The organism is Enterobacter cloacae complex sp. CARB60, assembly GCF_036487345.1.
Taxonomy (GTDB): Bacteria; Pseudomonadota; Gammaproteobacteria; order Enterobacterales; family Enterobacteriaceae; genus Enterobacter; species Enterobacter asburiae_D.
Map to the genome: position 1 here is coordinate 2,327,352 of NZ_JAZKLC010000002.1, position 15,565 is coordinate 2,342,916.

At 55.9% G+C, this 15,565-nt stretch carries 15 protein-coding genes; 5 read left to right on the plus strand and 10 right to left on the minus strand.

What is annotated here, in order from left to right; translation table 11 throughout:
* Positions 1-12 precede the first annotated feature (12 nt).
* From urtA to V4835_RS12095, 3 genes are all read right to left on the minus strand, one after another.
* On the minus strand, positions 13-1,284 hold the full coding sequence (gene urtA, locus V4835_RS12085) for an urea ABC transporter substrate-binding protein (protein ID WP_331412298.1): 1,272 nt from the start codon (positions 1,282-1,284) through the stop codon (positions 13-15).
* 201 nt (positions 1,285-1,485) lie between these two features.
* Positions 1,486-2,589, minus strand: a complete 1,104-nt coding sequence (locus V4835_RS12090; protein ID WP_331412299.1) for a cobalamin-independent methionine synthase II family protein — start codon at positions 2,587-2,589, stop codon at positions 1,486-1,488.
* Between the two features lie 156 nt (positions 2,590-2,745).
* On the minus strand, positions 2,746-3,159 hold the full coding sequence (locus V4835_RS12095) for a rhodanese-like domain-containing protein (RefSeq protein WP_331412300.1): 414 nt from the start codon (positions 3,157-3,159) through the stop codon (positions 2,746-2,748).
* A gap of 73 nt (positions 3,160-3,232) precedes the next feature.
* Here V4835_RS12095 and ftrA point away from each other — a divergent pair, with 73 nt between their 5' ends.
* The gene (gene ftrA / locus V4835_RS12100; RefSeq protein WP_331412301.1) at positions 3,233-4,240 is read left to right on the plus strand and encodes a transcriptional regulator FtrA; all 1,008 of its coding nucleotides are present in this window, start codon (positions 3,233-3,235) and stop codon (positions 4,238-4,240) included.
* 233 nt (positions 4,241-4,473) lie between these two features.
* On the opposite strand, the gene V4835_RS12105 is transcribed toward ftrA, so the two are convergent.
* Complete coding sequence (locus V4835_RS12105) at positions 4,474-4,836, minus strand: hypothetical protein (RefSeq protein ID WP_331412302.1); 363 nt, start codon at positions 4,834-4,836, stop codon at positions 4,474-4,476.
* A 243-nt stretch (positions 4,837-5,079) separates the two neighbouring features.
* On the opposite strand from V4835_RS12105, the gene V4835_RS12110 reads away from it, so the two are divergent.
* Positions 5,080-5,310 carry a DUF2554 family protein gene (locus V4835_RS12110; RefSeq protein ID WP_331412303.1) on the plus strand — a complete coding sequence of 77 codons (231 nt, stop codon included), beginning with the start codon at positions 5,080-5,082 and terminating at the stop codon, positions 5,308-5,310.
* Here the strand turns inward: V4835_RS12110 and V4835_RS12115 are convergent, their stop codons facing one another.
* On the minus strand, positions 5,311-7,275 hold the full coding sequence (locus V4835_RS12115) for a peptidase U32 family protein (protein ID WP_023335684.1): 1,965 nt from the start codon (positions 7,273-7,275) through the stop codon (positions 5,311-5,313).
* 80 nt (positions 7,276-7,355) lie between these two features.
* The gene (locus V4835_RS12120; RefSeq protein WP_331412304.1) at positions 7,356-7,883 is read right to left on the minus strand and encodes a helix-turn-helix domain-containing protein; all 528 of its coding nucleotides are present in this window, start codon (positions 7,881-7,883) and stop codon (positions 7,356-7,358) included.
* A 92-nt stretch (positions 7,884-7,975) separates the two neighbouring features.
* Here V4835_RS12120 and V4835_RS12125 point away from each other — a divergent pair, with 92 nt between their 5' ends.
* Entirely contained in the window at positions 7,976-9,142 is a 1,167-nt protein-coding gene (locus V4835_RS12125; RefSeq protein WP_331412305.1) for a benzoate/H(+) symporter BenE family transporter, read from the plus strand.
* On the opposite strand, the gene V4835_RS12130 is transcribed toward V4835_RS12125, so the two are convergent.
* On the minus strand, positions 9,122-9,994 hold the full coding sequence (locus tag V4835_RS12130) for a helix-turn-helix transcriptional regulator (RefSeq protein ID WP_032642978.1): 873 nt from the start codon (positions 9,992-9,994) through the stop codon (positions 9,122-9,124). The two genes, V4835_RS12125 and V4835_RS12130, sit on opposite strands and share 21 nt — an antisense overlap.
* A gap of 174 nt (positions 9,995-10,168) precedes the next feature.
* On the opposite strand from V4835_RS12130, the gene V4835_RS12135 reads away from it, so the two are divergent.
* Positions 10,169-11,065: a DMT family transporter gene (locus V4835_RS12135; RefSeq protein WP_331412306.1), complete on the plus strand. Its 897-nt coding sequence runs from the start codon at positions 10,169-10,171 to the stop codon at positions 11,063-11,065.
* A gap of 34 nt (positions 11,066-11,099) precedes the next feature.
* Here the strand turns inward: V4835_RS12135 and V4835_RS12140 are convergent, their stop codons facing one another.
* Both V4835_RS12140 and V4835_RS12145 read right to left on the minus strand, forming a co-directional pair.
* A complete protein-coding gene (locus V4835_RS12140) occupies positions 11,100-11,774 on the minus strand; it encodes a DUF3313 domain-containing protein (RefSeq protein WP_032657106.1) in 675 nt (224 codons plus the stop codon).
* 135 nt (positions 11,775-11,909) lie between these two features.
* Positions 11,910-13,505, minus strand: a complete 1,596-nt coding sequence (locus V4835_RS12145) for an ABC transporter substrate-binding protein (protein ID WP_331412307.1) — start codon at positions 13,503-13,505, stop codon at positions 11,910-11,912.
* Between the two features lie 111 nt (positions 13,506-13,616).
* On the opposite strand from V4835_RS12145, the gene pepT reads away from it, so the two are divergent.
* Entirely contained in the window at positions 13,617-14,846 is a 1,230-nt protein-coding gene (pepT, locus tag V4835_RS12150; protein ID WP_331412308.1) for a peptidase T, read from the plus strand.
* Here pepT and tehB read toward each other — a convergent pair.
* Positions 14,843-15,457, minus strand: a complete 615-nt coding sequence (gene tehB, locus V4835_RS12155; protein ID WP_331414123.1) for a tellurite resistance methyltransferase TehB — start codon at positions 15,455-15,457, stop codon at positions 14,843-14,845. The genes pepT and tehB overlap by 4 nt on opposite strands.
* Positions 15,458-15,565: the final 108 nt, after the last annotated feature.

The window sequence follows — 15,565 nt, forward strand, 5'->3', positions numbered from 1 at the left end:
TGCGGTGATGGCTCAGTTACTGGCGGTTTTCATCGGCTGGTCGGGTTTTTTATCATTCCCGGCAATGAACGGGCTCCACGGCTGGGCGCGTACCGGCTGCTCCGTCTGCCACACCACGTTAAACTGGCCGTTGCCTTCGATTTCGCCGATCATGACCGGCTTATGCAGATGGTGGTTGGTGGCGTCCATGGTGAGCGTAAAGCCAGACGGCGCCTTAAAGGACTGCCCGGCCATTGCCGCACGCACTTTATCCACGTCGGTAGTGCCCGCTTTTTCCACCGCCTGCGCCCACATATGGATGCCCACGTAGGTGGCTTCCATCGGGTCGTTGGTCACTACGGTATCGGCGTTCGGCAGCTTATGCGCTTTGGCATAGGCTCTGTAATCCGCTACGAAGGCCTGGTTGGTCGGGTTATCGACGGATTCAAAGTAGTTCCACGCGGCCAGGTTGCCGACCAGCGGCTTGGTGTCGATCCCGCGCAGCTCTTCTTCGCCCACGGAGAACGCGACTACCGGCACGTCCGTCGCCTTCAGCCCCTGGTTAGCCAGCTCTTTGTAGAACGGCACGTTGGAATCCCCGTTGATGGTCGACACCACGGCGGTTTTGCCGCCTGCGGAGAATTTCTTGATGTTGGCGACGATGGTCTGATAGTCGCTATGGCCAAACGGGGTATAAACCTCTTCAATGTCCTTATCCTCAACCCCTTTCGAGTGCAGGAAGGCGCGCAGGATCTTGTTGGTGGTGCGCGGGTAGACGTAATCGGTTCCCAGCAGGAAGAAGCGCTTCGCCGCACCACCGTCTTCGCTCATCAGGTATTCCACCGCCGGGATGGCCTGCTGGTTCGGCGCCGCGCCGGTATAGAAGACGTTCGGCGACATCTCTTCGCCTTCGTACTGCACCGGGTAGAACAGCAGGCCGTTCAGCTCCTCGAACACCGGCAGTACGGATTTGCGCGAAACCGACGTCCAGCAGCCGAACACTACCGCCACTTTATCCTGACTCAAGAGCTGACGCGCTTTCTCGGCAAACAGCGGCCAGTTGGAGGCCGGATCCACCACCACCGGCTCCAGCTTCTTGCCCAGCACGCCGCCTTTGGCGTTGATCTCGTCGATGGTCATCAGCGCGACGTCCTTTAGCGGGGTTTCGGAGATCGCCATGGTGCCGGAAAGAGAGTGCATGATCCCCACTTTGATGGTGTCGGCCGCCTGCACGCCAAAACTCATTCCCATCGCCGCAACGGACGCGGATAACGCAAAGGCTTTTAATAAGGTACGACGCTGCATATTTTCACTCCTGAAAAAGAACGCTGTGCGAAAGCGTCCGTTACGGCATGGACGCGGGAAAAATGTCTCAGCGAAGCAGGAGCAAAAAGGATGCCAGAATGGAGGAAGCGCTATTGCAGGAGGTGGAACGCAGGATGTAAAGAGAACGTCTCAGAATGGCACAGCGCTGCACTTTTATAATGCAGCGCTGAGGAGGAGGTTTTACCAGACTTCGCTGGCGATCTGCGTGACCAGACGGACTTTGTCCCACTGCTGGGTTTCGCTCAGGCTGTTGCCCTCTTCGGTCGAAGCAAAGCCGCACTGCGGGCTGAGGCAAATTTGCTCTTTTGCCACGAATTTCGCCGCCTCTTCCAGACGGGCTTTAACACCCTCAGGGTTCTCCAGCTCGCCGTTTTTCGTGGTAATCAGGCCCAGCACCACCTGCTGCTTGCCCGGGCGAACAAAGCGCAATGGCGCGAAATCGCCGCTGCGGTCGTTATCATATTCAAGGAAGAACGCGTCAACGTTGACCGTCCCGAACAGCACTTCCGCCACCGGCTCATAGCCGCCTTCGGAAATCCAGGTTGAACGGAAGTTACCGCGACAGACGTGCAGCCCGATGGTCAGATCGTCCGGCTTGCCTTCCAGCGCCTTGTTCAGGACGCGGGCATAGATGCGCGCCAGCTCGTCGGCATCATCGCCGCGCTCGCGGATCTGACGACGCTGATCGTCCGAACAGAGGTAGGCCCAGACGGTGTCATCCAACTGCAGGTACCGGCAGCCCGCGTCGTAGAATGCGCGGATGGCGTCGCGCCAGGTGGTCGCCAGATCGTCAAAATAGACGTTCAGGTCCGGATACACAGTGGCGTCAATATCTTTACGGCCTCCACGGAAATGCAGCACGCTCGGGCTGGGAATGGTCATTTTCGGCTGAGCATTGCCGCTGATGCTTTTCAGGTAACGGAAATCTTCGAGCATCGGATGCTCGCCGAAGCCCAGCTTGCCGGTCACGCGCACGCCGTGGGCTTTGGTTTGTACTCCGTTGAACTGTATACCCTGCTGTGAATCGTAACGCTCAACGCCCTGCAGACCGTCGAAGAAGTCGAAGTGCCACCAGGCGCGGCGGAACTCGCCGTCGGTGACCACGTTCAGCCCGCACGCGCACTGCTGCTCAACGACGTGGCGGATGGCGTCATCCTCTACCGCGCGAAGCTGTTCGGCATCAATTTCGCCGCTGGCGAACTTCTGGCGCGCCTGCTTGATGGCATCCGGGCGTAAAAAACTGCCGACTACATCGGCGCGGTACGGGGCGTGGTGTCGTTGCATGAAAATCTCCTCGGTCTGCCGGCGGTAATTGCCAACAGTGATAATTCATCATTTGAAGTTTTAGACTTCTGGATGTCTAAATGTCCAAAAACAATGTCATACCTGTTGTATTCCGGCAAACGAGAAAATTTCACGGGTGTTGAAAAAAATTCATGTTCACAGGGCGGCGGCGGTTTCGCTGCTGGCAAAGGCGAACTTTTCATCTTCCCAGCCGGTGATGCCTCCGAGCATGATTTTGACCGGCAGCCCGAGACGCGCCAGCTTCAGCGCGGCTCTGTCCGCGCCGTTGCAGTGCGGTCCTGCGCAGTAGACAACGAACAGCGTGCCTTCGGGCCATTGGGCCATGCGCTCGGCGGTCATCTGGCTCCGCGGCAGGTGCAATGCGCCGGGCACGTGACGGCGGGCAAACTGCTCCGGGCTTCCCACCACGTGCAGCAGCACGAAATCCTGCTCATTATTTGCGATGGCGTGATGCACATCGGCACAGTCGGTCTCGACGCTCAGGCGACGCAGAAAATGGGTAACGGCTTCCTGCGGCTCGGCAGCCGGAAATTCAGTAACATAGCTCATGATCCTTCCTCATCTTTGGCGTTTGTGTTAACACTACTCTATCCACAAATTCAGCCCGTGAATGCGTTCGCTCATGCCAGAAAACAGCAAAAAGATGACAAACTTAAGACAAATTCCCCGCCCGAAAGTGGTCGTGCTGGCGTATGACGGTCTGTGTACCTTTGAGTTTGGCGTAGCGGTGGAGATCTTCGGCCTGCCGCGTCCCGAGCTTGGGGACGAATGGTATCGTTTTGAGGTGGCGGGCGTTGACAGCGGTGAACTCCGGGCGACGGGCGGGATCCGCATTATTACCGACGGGGATATCACCCTGCTTGAGTCTGCCGACCTGATCGTTGTTCCGGGCTGGCGGGGACTGGACTCGCCGGTTCCGGAGGCGCTTTGCGGCGCATTGCGTCAGGCCAGCGCGCGCGGGTGTCAGCTGCTCTCTATCTGCTCGGGCGTTTTTGTGCTGGCCGCCTCGGGGCTGCTGAGCGGACGTAAAGCCACGACGCACTGGCGCTACCTTGACGCGCTAAAAGCCCGTTACCCTGACATCGACGTGGTTGAGGATGTGCTCTACCAGGACGAGGGCGATATACTGACCTCCGCGGGCAGCGCGGCGGGGATCGATCTCTGCCTGCACGTTGTGCGTCGGGATTATGGCATGGAAACCGCCAACAGCGTGGCGCGTCGGCTGGTCATTCCCCCTCACAGGGATGGTTCTCAGCCGCAGCAGCTGAGCCGCCCGGTGGCGCAGCTGCGGGAAAGCCAGCGTCTCGGCCAGCTGTTTGATTTTCTGCATACGCATCTTATCGAGGCGCACAGCGTCGACTCGCTGGCGCGTCGGGTCGGTATGAGCCAGCGTACTTTCCTTCGTCGCTTCGAGGCAGCAACGGGAACGACGCCCGCACGCTGGTTGATCAATGAGCGCCTGCTGAGAGCAAAAGATTATCTGGAAAGCAGCCGGTTAAGTATCGACAGCATTGCTGAACAGACCGGGTTTGGTCAGGCGTCGACACTGCGCCATCATTTTCGCCAGCAGTTCGCGCTTTCCCCGGCCCAGTATCGCAAACAATTTTCACGTCCTGGTACGGCCCGCTAATGGTTGAGGGTTCGCCACTAAATAATGCCTGCACGGACGACCCCCTCTCCACTATCGGCTGACGCCATAAACCCACCGAGATATCCGGCGCAAAAAAAAACCGCCAAAAATGGCGGTAAATGCTTGCATGGATAGATTTGTATTTTGTTCTCTACGTCCCGACACTCCATGGCCGGGCTGCGGATCCCATACAACCTAACACTTGTTGTCTTAACGAACGCTAAACAACCTTATTAACCTGCATGGGTATTGATCTGTAAATAACGCATAAGGCCCTGCTCTGCGCTCTGTCTGGCGTCGTCATTAATGGCTTCAAGATAAAAGGAGCGTGCGACACCATAAGGTGCTTTTTCAGAGGGATACACAGCGAACTGGAATGTTTTCCCTCTTGCTTGATGAGTGCAATCTAATTCCCAACGCAGATCGTTCACTTTTTTGCTGGCGCAGTCAACGCCACCATAATCGCTGGTTAAATAGGAACCGACGCGAATCTCTGCAGACCGGATATATTCTGGTTCGTCATTAGCTGCATAACGAACCACGGCAACGCCCCCAACAGCAATCGCCAGAAGCGCAAGCGCTATTATTTTTTTCATTTATAAATGACCTATTCCTTAGCCCAAGACAACTATTATATAAGATTTATCCTTAATATGAATATCCATTGTGGACAAGAAATGGGAGTTTACAAAGTCCATAATGATTTTTAGGAAATATCTTAATCATTATTAAAAAACCACATTTTTTGACATTTTCTTTGCGTGAATTTTATTTTTTGAATAATAACGCTAAAAAATAATCGTCATGATTATCCCGTATTATTTTATAGCGGTGAATCCATGATTAAAAAAGGGTTATCTCTCGTTATGCTTATCTGTGCGCTGTTTTCAGGCCAGCTGATGGCCGGGCACAAAGGACATGAATATGTATGGGTAAAGAATGTGGGGCATCAGCTTCGTCATGAAGCCGACAGCGATGAGTTACGAAGCGCTGCGGAGGAGTCGGCGGAGGGTTTGCGCGAACACCACCTGTGGCAGAAATCGCGCAAACCGGACACGCACGTTCGGTAATTAGCTGCCCTTGCGTTTTGGCAGGGTTTTCATCAGATCGTCAGGGCTCACGGACGCCACGATACTGCCGGGCTGCGGCATTTTGAAGATGTGGTTTTTCATCTTGCCAATCACATGCATTTCACATGGACGGCAGTCGAACTTGAGGGTCAGCACTTCGTCACCGTTGACCAGCTGCATCGGTGTGGCCTTCCAGCTCTTAATGTTCCCTTTCGCCTGCTTAGGACACAGGTTAAACGCAAAGCGGAGGCAGTGCTTGGTGATCATCACCGGCACATCGCCCTTCTCTTCATGCGCTTCATAGGCTGCGTCTATCAGCTGCACCCCGTGGCGATGATAGAATTCACGGGCTTTATGGTTGTAGACGTTGGCGAGGAAGGATAAATGGGTGTCAGGGTATACTGGCGCAGGGACGGCTTCGGCTTTACGGCTGCCGCGTGGATACTGTGCCAGGCGCGCGGCGTCCAGCATCTCTGCCGTTTCACGGCGGAACGCGTTAAGCAGGCTGTTTGGCACGAACAGCGCGTCCGGCAGATTCACGTCGATTGCGCGCGCGTAGTAAATCGTCTGGCCCAGCTTCGCCACGCCATCCTTCAGGCTGTTAAGCGCTTTTTCCGCGTTGTTTGCCACCTCGAACAGGCCATCGAGCGTATGCGTCACGCTGATGCCGTCTTCACATGTCATGGTCAGAATCAACTGCTCTTCCCAGCCGCCCAGCTCAATATCCACGGCGATACGACGTTCGCTGGAGGTTTTCAGCAGCGCCTGCTGCCAGTTATGATCGAGGTTACGGTTAAGCGCCGCGTTCGGCCGCGCCTTGTAGAGATCGGCGGGCATTTCATTCGGCCATACGCGGTAGCGGTTCTCGCCGGTTTTCTCCACCGTATTGGCGCGGAAGCCCACGACTTCACGCTTAATCATCACGTTAAGGCCATCGCCGTTTGCCAGCGGTTCCGTCACTTCAACATCCAGGTGATCTTTCGCCACTTTCAGCACTTCACCGACCGGTAAACCGATAAACTTCGGTGAGTCAAACGCGCCGATATCCCCTTTACGGGCATTCACAAAATAGTCCGTACTGCCGCGGTGGAACGTTTTGTCCGTCGACGGAATAAAGAAATGCTCGGTGCGACCGGCCGACGCGCGCGCCAGGTCGCCGCGATCTTCGATGATGGCGTCCAGCATCTGGCGATAGTGCGCGGTGATGTTCTTCACGTAGCTCATATCTTTGTAGCGTCCTTCAATCTTGAAGGAACGCACGCCCGCGTCGATCAGCGCGCCCAGGTTGGCCGTCTGATCGTTATCCTTCATGGAGAGCAGGTGTTTTTCGAACGCCACGACGCGGCCCTGATCGTCTTTCAGGGTATACGGCAGACGGCAGGCCTGAGAACAGTCGCCGCGGTTGGCGCTGCGGCCCGTCTGCGCGTGGGAAATATTGCACTGACCGGAATAGGCAACGCAGAGCGCGCCGTGGATAAAGAATTCAATCGTCGCGTCGGTCGCCTGGTGAATATCGCGGATCTGATTCAGGTTCAGCTCGCGCGCCAGAACGATCTGCGAAAAGCCGACATCGGAGAGAAACTTCGCTTTCTCGACCGTGCGGATATCACACTGGGTACTGGCATGGAGCTCAATGGGGGGAATATCCAGCTCAAGCACGCCCATGTCCTGAACAATCAGGGCATCAACGCCGGTCTGGTAGAGATCGGTAATCAGACGTTGCGCAGGCTCCAGCTCATCATCATGAAGAATGGTGTTCAGGGTCACGAACACTTTCGCCCCGAAACGGTGGGCGAACGGCACCAGTTCAGCAATATCGCTCAGGCTGTTGCTGGCGTTATGGCGGGCACCGAAGCCAGGGCCACCAATGTAGACGGCGTCAGCGCCGTGAAGGATCGCTTCACGGGCAATGGCGGCGTCGCGGGCCGGGCTTAAAAGTTCAAGATGATGGGATTGCAGGCGCATACTTCGTCGTTATCCGTTATGGTCAAAATGGCGGCTATTGTAGTCAGAAGTATGCGTCAGCGAAACAGTTTTGCGTAGCGTCAGCGGGGATAATGAATCAGGGAGTGAAAATGCACCGTCCGGTCGCTGCTGTTGCGGTAGGCGTGCGGTTTATCACCGGCAAAACGGACGCCCGAATCGGCAGAAATCGTCTGCCATTTGCCGTCAAGCTTCATCTCCAGCTCGCCGTTGACCACCACCACATGTTCAATCACCCCGGCCTCATGCGGCGTGGATTCACTCAGCGCGCCGGGCGCTAGCGTAATGGAGAAATAATCAAACCCGAGCGTCTCGTCCCACGGAAAGAGCGGTTTAACCACCATCGCCTGCTGCTGCGGGTCAAACACCGCATGCCGATCCGCCTCCGGCGTGATGAACGCGGAAAACGGAACGTTCAGTCCTGTGGCAATTTTCCACAGCGTCGACACTGTCGGGCTGGATTCATTGCGCTCGATTTGCCCCAGCATGGCTTTTGACACGCCGGTCTCGTCCGCGAGCTTCGACAAACTCCAGCCGCGCGCCTGGCGCAGCGTTTTCAGCGTGGTTGCAAGATGTAGTGTGATGTCCATGTTCCCTCCTGATGGCGACCAGCATACCACTTGTACGCTATAGCGCACAGTGCTACCTTATGTCGGACGTTATAACGCACAACGGAGTTTCCATGCGCCCTTCCTCTCACCTTGTTCCAGTCGCACTGGCTGGATTTGTCGCCGTGCTGGTCGGTTACGCCAGCTCGGCCGCCATCATCTGGCAGGCCGCCGCTGCGGCAGGCGCCAGCGCACAGCAGATTGCGGGCTGGATGACCGCGCTGGGGATAGGGATGGGTGTCAGCACGCTGGCGCTTTCCTGGTGGTACAAAGCGCCGGTGCTGACCGCCTGGTCGACGCCCGGCGCGGCGCTGCTCGCCACCAGCCTGCACGGCGTGACGCTGGCTGAAACGATCGGCGTGTTCATCTTTGCTAACGCGCTCATTTTACTGTGCGGCATCACCGGGCTCTTCGCCCGTCTGATGAGGCTAATCCCCCATTCGCTTGCTGCCGCCATGCTGGCTGGGGTGTTGCTGCAGTTTGGCCTGCACGCGTTTGCGCATCTTGAGGGACACTTTCTGCTGTGCGGCAGCATGATTGCGGCGTGGTTGATAGCAAAAGCGCTGGCCCCACGCTATGCCATCTTAGTTACGCTGCTGGTCGGCGGTATCGTGGCATGGGCGGGAGGTGACGTTGTCACTGATAAGCTCACCCTCTCCCTTGTGATGCCCGAGTTTATTGCGCCCACGTTCACCTTCACCAGCCTGGTGAGTATTGGCGTGCCCTTCTTCCTGGTCACCATGGCATCGCAAAACGCGCCGGGTTTCGCCACGATGAAGGCCTCCGGTTACCCGCTGGCAGTCTCTCCGCTCATCATCGTTACGGGGGCGCTGGCGCTGCTGCTTTCCCCTTTTGGTGTCTTTTCTATCTGTATCGCGGCCATTACTGCCGCCATTTGTCAAAGCCCGGATGCGCACCCGGACGCCGATAAACGCTGGCTGGCGGCCATCGCAGCCGGAGGGTTTTATCTGCTGGCGGGGATTTTCGGCGGTTCAATTACCGGGCTGATGGCCGCTCTGCCGCTCAGCTGGATCCAGACGCTCGCCGGTCTGGCGCTGCTGGGCACCATCAGCGGGAGTTTATATCAGGCGCTGAATCACGAAGCGGAGCGCGACGCAGCCATCGTCACGTTCCTGATGACCGCGAGCGGCGTCACGATCCTCGGCATCGGTTCGGCATTCTGGGGGCTGGTGCTGGGCGGCGTGTGCTATGCCCTGTTTTCACGCGCTCGCCGCGCGTAGCTGCGAAGGCGTCATGCCCGTCGCGCTGCGAAAGCGGTTGCTGAAGTGGCTGGCGGAGTTAAACCCGCAGGCAAGGGCGATGTCCGTCAGCGGCGTCGAGGTGTGCTGCACCAGGGCCTTCGCTTTTTCCATTCGCCTCTGCATCACGTACTGATGCGGCGCCAGCCCCGTCGACTGGCGGAACATGCGGGCAAAATGGTATTCGCTGAGGGCGGCCTGCGCCGCCAGTTCAGCCAGCGTCAGGGGCTGGCCCAGGTTCTCTTCGATAAAGGCCAGCACGTTGCGCAGCACGAACGGCGATAGCCCGCCGGTGACGACCGGCAGCTTCCACTGAACGTTAGAGTAGTTTTGCAGCAGATGGGTCAGAAGCAGCGTAGAGGCCGTGCTCAGGGTGAGCTGGTTGGCATTCTGCTGCCAGTCGCAGCCGAGCAAAAACTGGCGATACAGCGCGGTGATCTTCGGATCGCTGCCAAAAATGCGCTCGTCCAGCGTCAGCGAAAGCGGCCGCTTGTCCCAGATCTTTTCCCCAACGTCGCGCAGGTGTTCATCGGTGCAGTAGAGATGCACAAACGACAGGTCATCACGGATATCCCACGTCGATTCGCTCTCTTTTGGCATCAAACAGAAACGGTCCGGTCCCCCGCCGTTCTTCCAGCCGCCCGGCGTTTTTTGATAGCTTTCGTAGCCGTCCGCCACGTACAGGCTGAGGGTATGATGGTTACTTTTTACCGTTATCGTATCGTGCTTGTTGTACCACGCTGCCAGCTGAATACCCGAATTCAGCGAGACGGTTTCCCGCAGGACCGCATTCTGTTGGCAAAGCGTTTCAAAGGTATCGTAAGCGTGAGACATAACCGTAAGCGCGTGGTTGACTGGAATATCAGTCTAAGAAGAGTTGTCTCCCGTTGCCAGTCCCCCTGGAAGAAAAAAGCGCAAGATTTTGCAAGTCACCCGCAAGCCGGTGAAAGCCCGTTGCGAATCTCAGCGTCATACTGCGGGCTTCCGTGGTTTGAGAAGAGAAAAAGTATGAACGCATTATTATACGGACTGGTGGTGGTTATCTGGGGAACCACCTGGATTGCGATTTTCCTGCAGCAGGGCCCCGTAGCCGCGCCCGTCTCTATTTTCTGGCGCTTCGCCGTCGCCAGCCTCACGATGATGGTGGTGTTAGTCGCCCTGCGCCGCCTGCGCAAGCTGGCGCTGCGGGATCACCTTTATTGCATGCTTCAGGGATGCTGCGTTTTCTGCTTTAACTTCTGGTGCTTTTACACCGCAGCCTCGCACATCAACACCGGGCTGGAATCGGTGATCTTCTCCATGGCCGTGCTCTATAACGCCATTAACAGCTTTATTTTCTTCGGGCAGCGTCCGCCGGCACGGTTCTGGACGGCGGCGGCACTGGGGCTGGTCGGGATAATTACCCTCTTCTGGGACGATCTGCTGGCCAGCGGCTGGAGCGCGTCGCTCCTGACCGGGATTGGTCTTTCCGCGCTCGGCACCTACGGCTTCTCGCTGGGCAATATGATCAGCATGCGCCATCAGCGCAGAGGCCTTGAAACCATGACCACCAACGCCTGGGCGATGCTCTACGGCACGCTGGTGATGGGCGGCATTGCCCTGTTCAGAGGCGACAGCTTCGCGCCAGAGTGGACCTTCAGCTACGTCGGCGCACTGATCTATCTGGCGCTGTTTGGTTCGGTCATTGCCTTTGGCGCCTACTTCACGCTGGTGGGCCGCATTGGTCCGGGCAAAGCGGCCTACAGCACACTGCTCTTCCCGCTGGTGGCGTTGTCCATCTCTACGGTGTATGAGGGCTACGTCTGGCATATCAACGGTATTGTGGGATTAGTGCTGATTCTGGGGGGAAATATGGTGATGTTTACCAAACCAGAAACCTGGTTCAGGCGCTTACGAACGGCGTAAATAAAAAGGCCTGCAATGCGCAGGCCGTTTTATTTTATTTAGCGGGTTTTTTCACATCAAACATGGTGGCATCCGTCGCCATATCATCAACAACCTGCTTCAGCGTCGCAAAGGTCATTGGCGTACTTTCGTTGTTCAGATCTTTACCTTCGCCTTTACGCACCACCTTCATGACCGGTTTGTTGGTGGCCGCATCGATCAGCTCGCCTTCAAAGAAGAGATGCGTATCCATGGTGCGATGCCCGGTTGCCATCTGCGTACCCGCTACCACCAGCGCGACCGGCACCACTTCATAGAACTGCAGACCCTCTTTCTGCGAACTCACCCCGGTAATAGCACCGCGGAAAATCAGGCTGTGTTTACCCGGCGTGGTCACAATTGGCTTACGCGTACCAATAGCCGTTTTCATTTTGGTATTGGTGTAATTCAACAGCTCATCAAGCGTTTTTTGCCCAATTTGAGTGGTTGGTTTTGGCGTTGGATAATAAGTAATCGGCGTCCAGAGAATACTGTCGTAATTCGCTTCGTTATAGGAAGGGTCAACCCAACGCAGCGTTGGTTTTCCCGTCGCAGATGTCGTCTGTTGTAATCCTGAATAGTCTTTTAAAAAGCCGGAGTATTGTTCGGGAGCGGCGACTTTTGAAGAACAGCCCGCCAGCGCCAACAGACCAGTAAGCACTGCAACTTTAAAAAAAGTTTGAGTACGCATGATAGTTTTCCATGTTATCTGCAAGTATGCATTTGAAGTTATAGCAAAAGACGGGCGGGTTTGTTGTGACAAAAAATGATGCGGGGAGCACAAATTGCGAAAAGACTGCCCGGAGGCGTGCCGGGCAGTGAAAAATTACTGATTTATATCCAGTTGCCAGAACAGATGTTTGCCAAACGGGTCGATTTCATAGCCCGTCACCTCCTTGCGCACCGGTTCGAAAATGGTTGAATGCGCAATCATCACCGCGGGCATCTGGTTATGCATCATCTGCTGAGCCTGTTTATACAGCGCCACGCGCTTATCGCGGTCGGTCGTTGATTTTGCTTCCGCAATAATTTTATCAAAGGGCTTATAGCACCATTTCGCCGAATTTGAGCCGCCGTTTGCCGAGGTGCAGGTAAACAGCGGACCAAAGAAGTTGTCGGGATCGCCCGTTGCGGTCGTCCAGCCCATCAGCGCGGCCTGATGTTCACCGCCCTTCACGCGCTTAAGGTATTCGCCCCATTCGTAGGTGACGATTTTGGTCTGTACGCCAACTTTCGCCCAGTCGGCCTGTATCATCTCCGCCATGCGTTTCGCATTCGGATTGTACGGACGCTGCACCGGCATCGCCCACAGGTCGACGCTCACGCCGTTGGCAAAACCGGCCTCTTTCAGCAGCGCCTTCGCCTTTTCGGGATCGTAATCGTAATCCTTAAGCTCGCTGTCGGCGCTCCAGACGCCAGGCGGCAGCAGGTTCTTCGCCGCGGTGCCGGTGCCGTGGAACACGGCATCAATGATGGCCGGTTTATTGATGGCCATCGCCAGCGCCTGACGGACTTTTACGTTATCCAGCGGCGGCTTTTGGGTATTGAAAGCCAGAAAACCGGTGTTAAGTCCGGCTTTGCTCATCAGGTTGATGTCTTTGTTCGCCTTCATGCGCGGCAGGTCCGCCGGGTTCGGGAACGGCATCACCTGACATTCGTTCTTCTCAATTTTGGCAAAACGCACGGAGGCATCGGGTGTGATGCTAAACACCAGCCGATCCAGCTTCGATTTCCCCTGCCAGTAGTCTGCGAACGCCGTAAACAGGATCCGTGAATCCTTCTGATACTGCGCCAGCTTAAACGGCCCGGTGCCGATGGGCTCCATATCCACCTTCTCCGGCGTGCCTGCCTTTAGCATCGCGTCGGCATACTCCGCGGAAAGGATCGAGGCAAAATACCATGCCAGATCGGCGACAAACGGCGCTTCCGGGTGCGCCAGGGTAAAGCGCACGGTGTGGTCATCAACTTTATCAATGCTCGTTATCAGACTGCCAAACTCCAGACTTTCAAAGTTGGAGTAGCTGCCGTTAGAGACGTTGTGGTAGGGATGATTCACGTCTTTCTGCCGCATAAACGAGAAAATCACGTCGTCGGCGTTAAGGTCGCGGGTCGGCGTGAAGGATTTATTGCTCTGGAACTTGACGCCTTTACGCAAATGGAAGGTATAAACCTTGCCGTCGTCGCTGACCTCCCAGCGCTCCGCCAGGCTCGGCACCAGCTCCGTGGTGCCGGGTTTGAAATCGACCAGCCGGTTATAGACCGGCACGGCGCTGGCGTCCACGCTGGTTCCCGAGGTGTATAACTGAGGATTAAAGTTTTCCGGCGATCCTTCGGAGCAATACACCAGCGTTTTCGCGGCAACGGTGGAACTGACCGTGAGTGCAGCGAGTGCCAGCGCTAAAGTTGTGAGTTTGCTTTTCATCATTTATTCCTGTCTTTTTAATTCGACGGCTAATTAATTCTTTTGCCATTTCATAAATAACATTAAAGTGATGTGGCAAACACCCGAGAAATAAATAAGGAACAAATCACTATGGGCTCGCCGCTTTCCAGACAATTAACGCACCGTTTTTTCCGCTATCTCGCTATTACCAGCCAGAGCGATCCCAAAGTCAAAACCCTGCCCTCAACGCCGGGCCAGCACGACATGGCGCGGGAGCTGGCGCAGGAGCTGGCACAGCTGGGGTTAGACGACATTGTGATTGATGAATTCGCCACGGTGACGGCGGTAAAAAAAGGCAACGTGGCCGGTGCGCCGCGCATCGGCTTTATTACCCATATTGATACCGTGGACGTGGGATTATCACCGGATATTCATCCACAAATATTAACCTTTACCGGTGAAGATCTCTGTCTGAATAAAGAAAAAGACATCTGGCTGCGGGTTAAAGAGCATCCTGAAATTCTGGCTTATCCAAATGAGGAGATTATTTTCAGCGACGGAACCAGCGTATTGGGCGCGGATAATAAATCGGCGGTCACGGTCGTCATGACGGTGCTGGAAAACCTGACGGCTGAACATCAGCATGGAGATATCGTCGTGGCATTTGTGCCTGATGAAGAGATCGGCCTGAACGGTGCCAAAGCGCTGGATCTTAAGCGCTTCGACGTCGACTTTGCCTGGACCATTGACTGCTGCGAGCTGGGCGAAATTGTCTACGAGAACTTTAATGCGGCAGCCGCTGAGATCCGCTTTACCGGCGTGACGGCGCACCCGATGTCCGCCAAAGGCGTGCTGGTGAATCCCCTGCTGATGGCGACTGACTACATCAACCATTTTGACCGCCAGCAAACGCCAGAGTGCACCGAGGGACGTGAAGGCTATATCTGGTTTAACGGCATTCAGGCCGGGCAGAACGAGGCCGTTCTTAAGGCCAATATCCGGGACTTTGACAAGGACAGCTTTGCCGCCCGCAAGCAGCAGATTGCCGACGTTGCCGCGCTGATTGCCGCCCAACATCCCACGGCCACGGTCGACTATCGCATTGAAGATACCTACAGCAATATTAGCAATGCGATTGGCGAAGACAGGCGCGCTATCGACCTGATGTTTGAGGCGATGGAATCGCTCGGCATCACGCCGAAACCAACGCCAATGCGCGGCGGGACCGACGGCGCGGCGCTCTCGGCAAAAGGGCTGCTCACGCCGAACTTCTTCACCGGCGCGCATAACTTCCACTCGAAGTTTGAATTCCTGCCGCTGTCGTCGTTCGAGGCATCTTACAACACTGCGCTGCAGATCTGCCTGCTGGCCGCCCGTTAAGCGGGCTTGCGCGCCAGCATAGTGGCAAAGCGCAGCTTGATGCGGTTGCCGTTTTCATCGGTGCGGTGCAGCTCGCCAACGTCTTCATTGTATTTGAGCAACTCCCAGCCTTCATAGTAGTTGCTCAGCTCGCCGGTTTTAAACGCAAACGGGAAGCCGACGGTGCACGGATAATCCGCCGTATCCATGGCGGCAACAATCAGGTTGTAGCCGCCCGGCTTTGTGCAGCGCTGCATGTTGGCAATAAGTCCCGGGATGGTTTTTGACTCCAGGAACATCAGCACCACGGTGGAGAGAATGAAATCGTATTCGCCGTCAAAACTCAGGTTGTTGAGATCTTTAACCGCCGTCTGGAGGTTATCGATCCCTTCTTCCGCCTTGATGCGCTCGATATTATCGATGCTCATCGGGTTCTTGTCCCACGCGGTCACATCGTAACCGTTGGCTGCCAGATAGAGGCTGTTACGGCCATTGCCGCAGCCCAGATCCAGCGTTTTACCCGGTTTAATCTTTTGCGCACTGAACAGCACCTCTGAATGGGTGCGGGTTAAGCCATATTTCTCTGTGAAGTAATTCTCATCGACTGTCATTATTTTTTCCTGAGCCTGCATAAGTTTAAAGTGCATCCTGAATGCCATTTTAAGGCGTTTACCGCCTGGTTGCCAGTCGTTCGAAAACCGAAAAATTTGCTACGTTTAGTTAAGACGCCTATCAGAGAC

Excerpts from the sequence above, each read along its gene's own strand:
- pepT (WP_331412308.1), top strand. The coding sequence starts at position 13,617 with ATGGGCTCGCCGCTTTCCAGACAATTAACGCACCGTTTTTTCCGCTAT.
- V4835_RS12145 (WP_331412307.1), bottom strand. The coding sequence starts at position 13,505 with ATGAAAAGCAAACTCACAACTTTAGCGCTGGCACTCGCTGCACTCACG.
- V4835_RS12125 (WP_331412305.1), top strand. The coding sequence starts at position 7,976 with ATGCGCCCTTCCTCTCACCTTGTTCCAGTCGCACTGGCTGGATTTGTC.
- V4835_RS12130 (WP_032642978.1), bottom strand. The coding sequence starts at position 9,994 with ATGTCTCACGCTTACGATACCTTTGAAACGCTTTGCCAACAGAATGCG.
- tehB (WP_331414123.1), bottom strand. The coding sequence starts at position 15,457 with ATGCAGGCTCAGGAAAAAATAATGACAGTCGATGAGAATTACTTCACA.
- urtA (WP_331412298.1), bottom strand. The coding sequence starts at position 1,284 with ATGCAGCGTCGTACCTTATTAAAAGCCTTTGCGTTATCCGCGTCCGTT.
- V4835_RS12115 (WP_023335684.1), bottom strand. The coding sequence starts at position 7,275 with ATGCGCCTGCAATCCCATCATCTTGAACTTTTAAGCCCGGCCCGCGAC.
- ftrA (WP_331412301.1), top strand. The coding sequence starts at position 3,233 with ATGCCAGAAAACAGCAAAAAGATGACAAACTTAAGACAAATTCCCCGC.
- V4835_RS12140 (WP_032657106.1), bottom strand. The coding sequence starts at position 11,774 with ATGCGTACTCAAACTTTTTTTAAAGTTGCAGTGCTTACTGGTCTGTTG.
- V4835_RS12105 (WP_331412302.1), bottom strand. The coding sequence starts at position 4,836 with ATGAAAAAAATAATAGCGCTTGCGCTTCTGGCGATTGCTGTTGGGGGC.
- V4835_RS12110 (WP_331412303.1), top strand. The coding sequence starts at position 5,080 with ATGATTAAAAAAGGGTTATCTCTCGTTATGCTTATCTGTGCGCTGTTT.
- V4835_RS12135 (WP_331412306.1), top strand. The coding sequence starts at position 10,169 with ATGAACGCATTATTATACGGACTGGTGGTGGTTATCTGGGGAACCACC.
- V4835_RS12095 (WP_331412300.1), bottom strand. The coding sequence starts at position 3,159 with ATGAGCTATGTTACTGAATTTCCGGCTGCCGAGCCGCAGGAAGCCGTT.
- V4835_RS12120 (WP_331412304.1), bottom strand. The coding sequence starts at position 7,883 with ATGGACATCACACTACATCTTGCAACCACGCTGAAAACGCTGCGCCAG.
- V4835_RS12090 (WP_331412299.1), bottom strand. The coding sequence starts at position 2,589 with ATGCAACGACACCACGCCCCGTACCGCGCCGATGTAGTCGGCAGTTTT.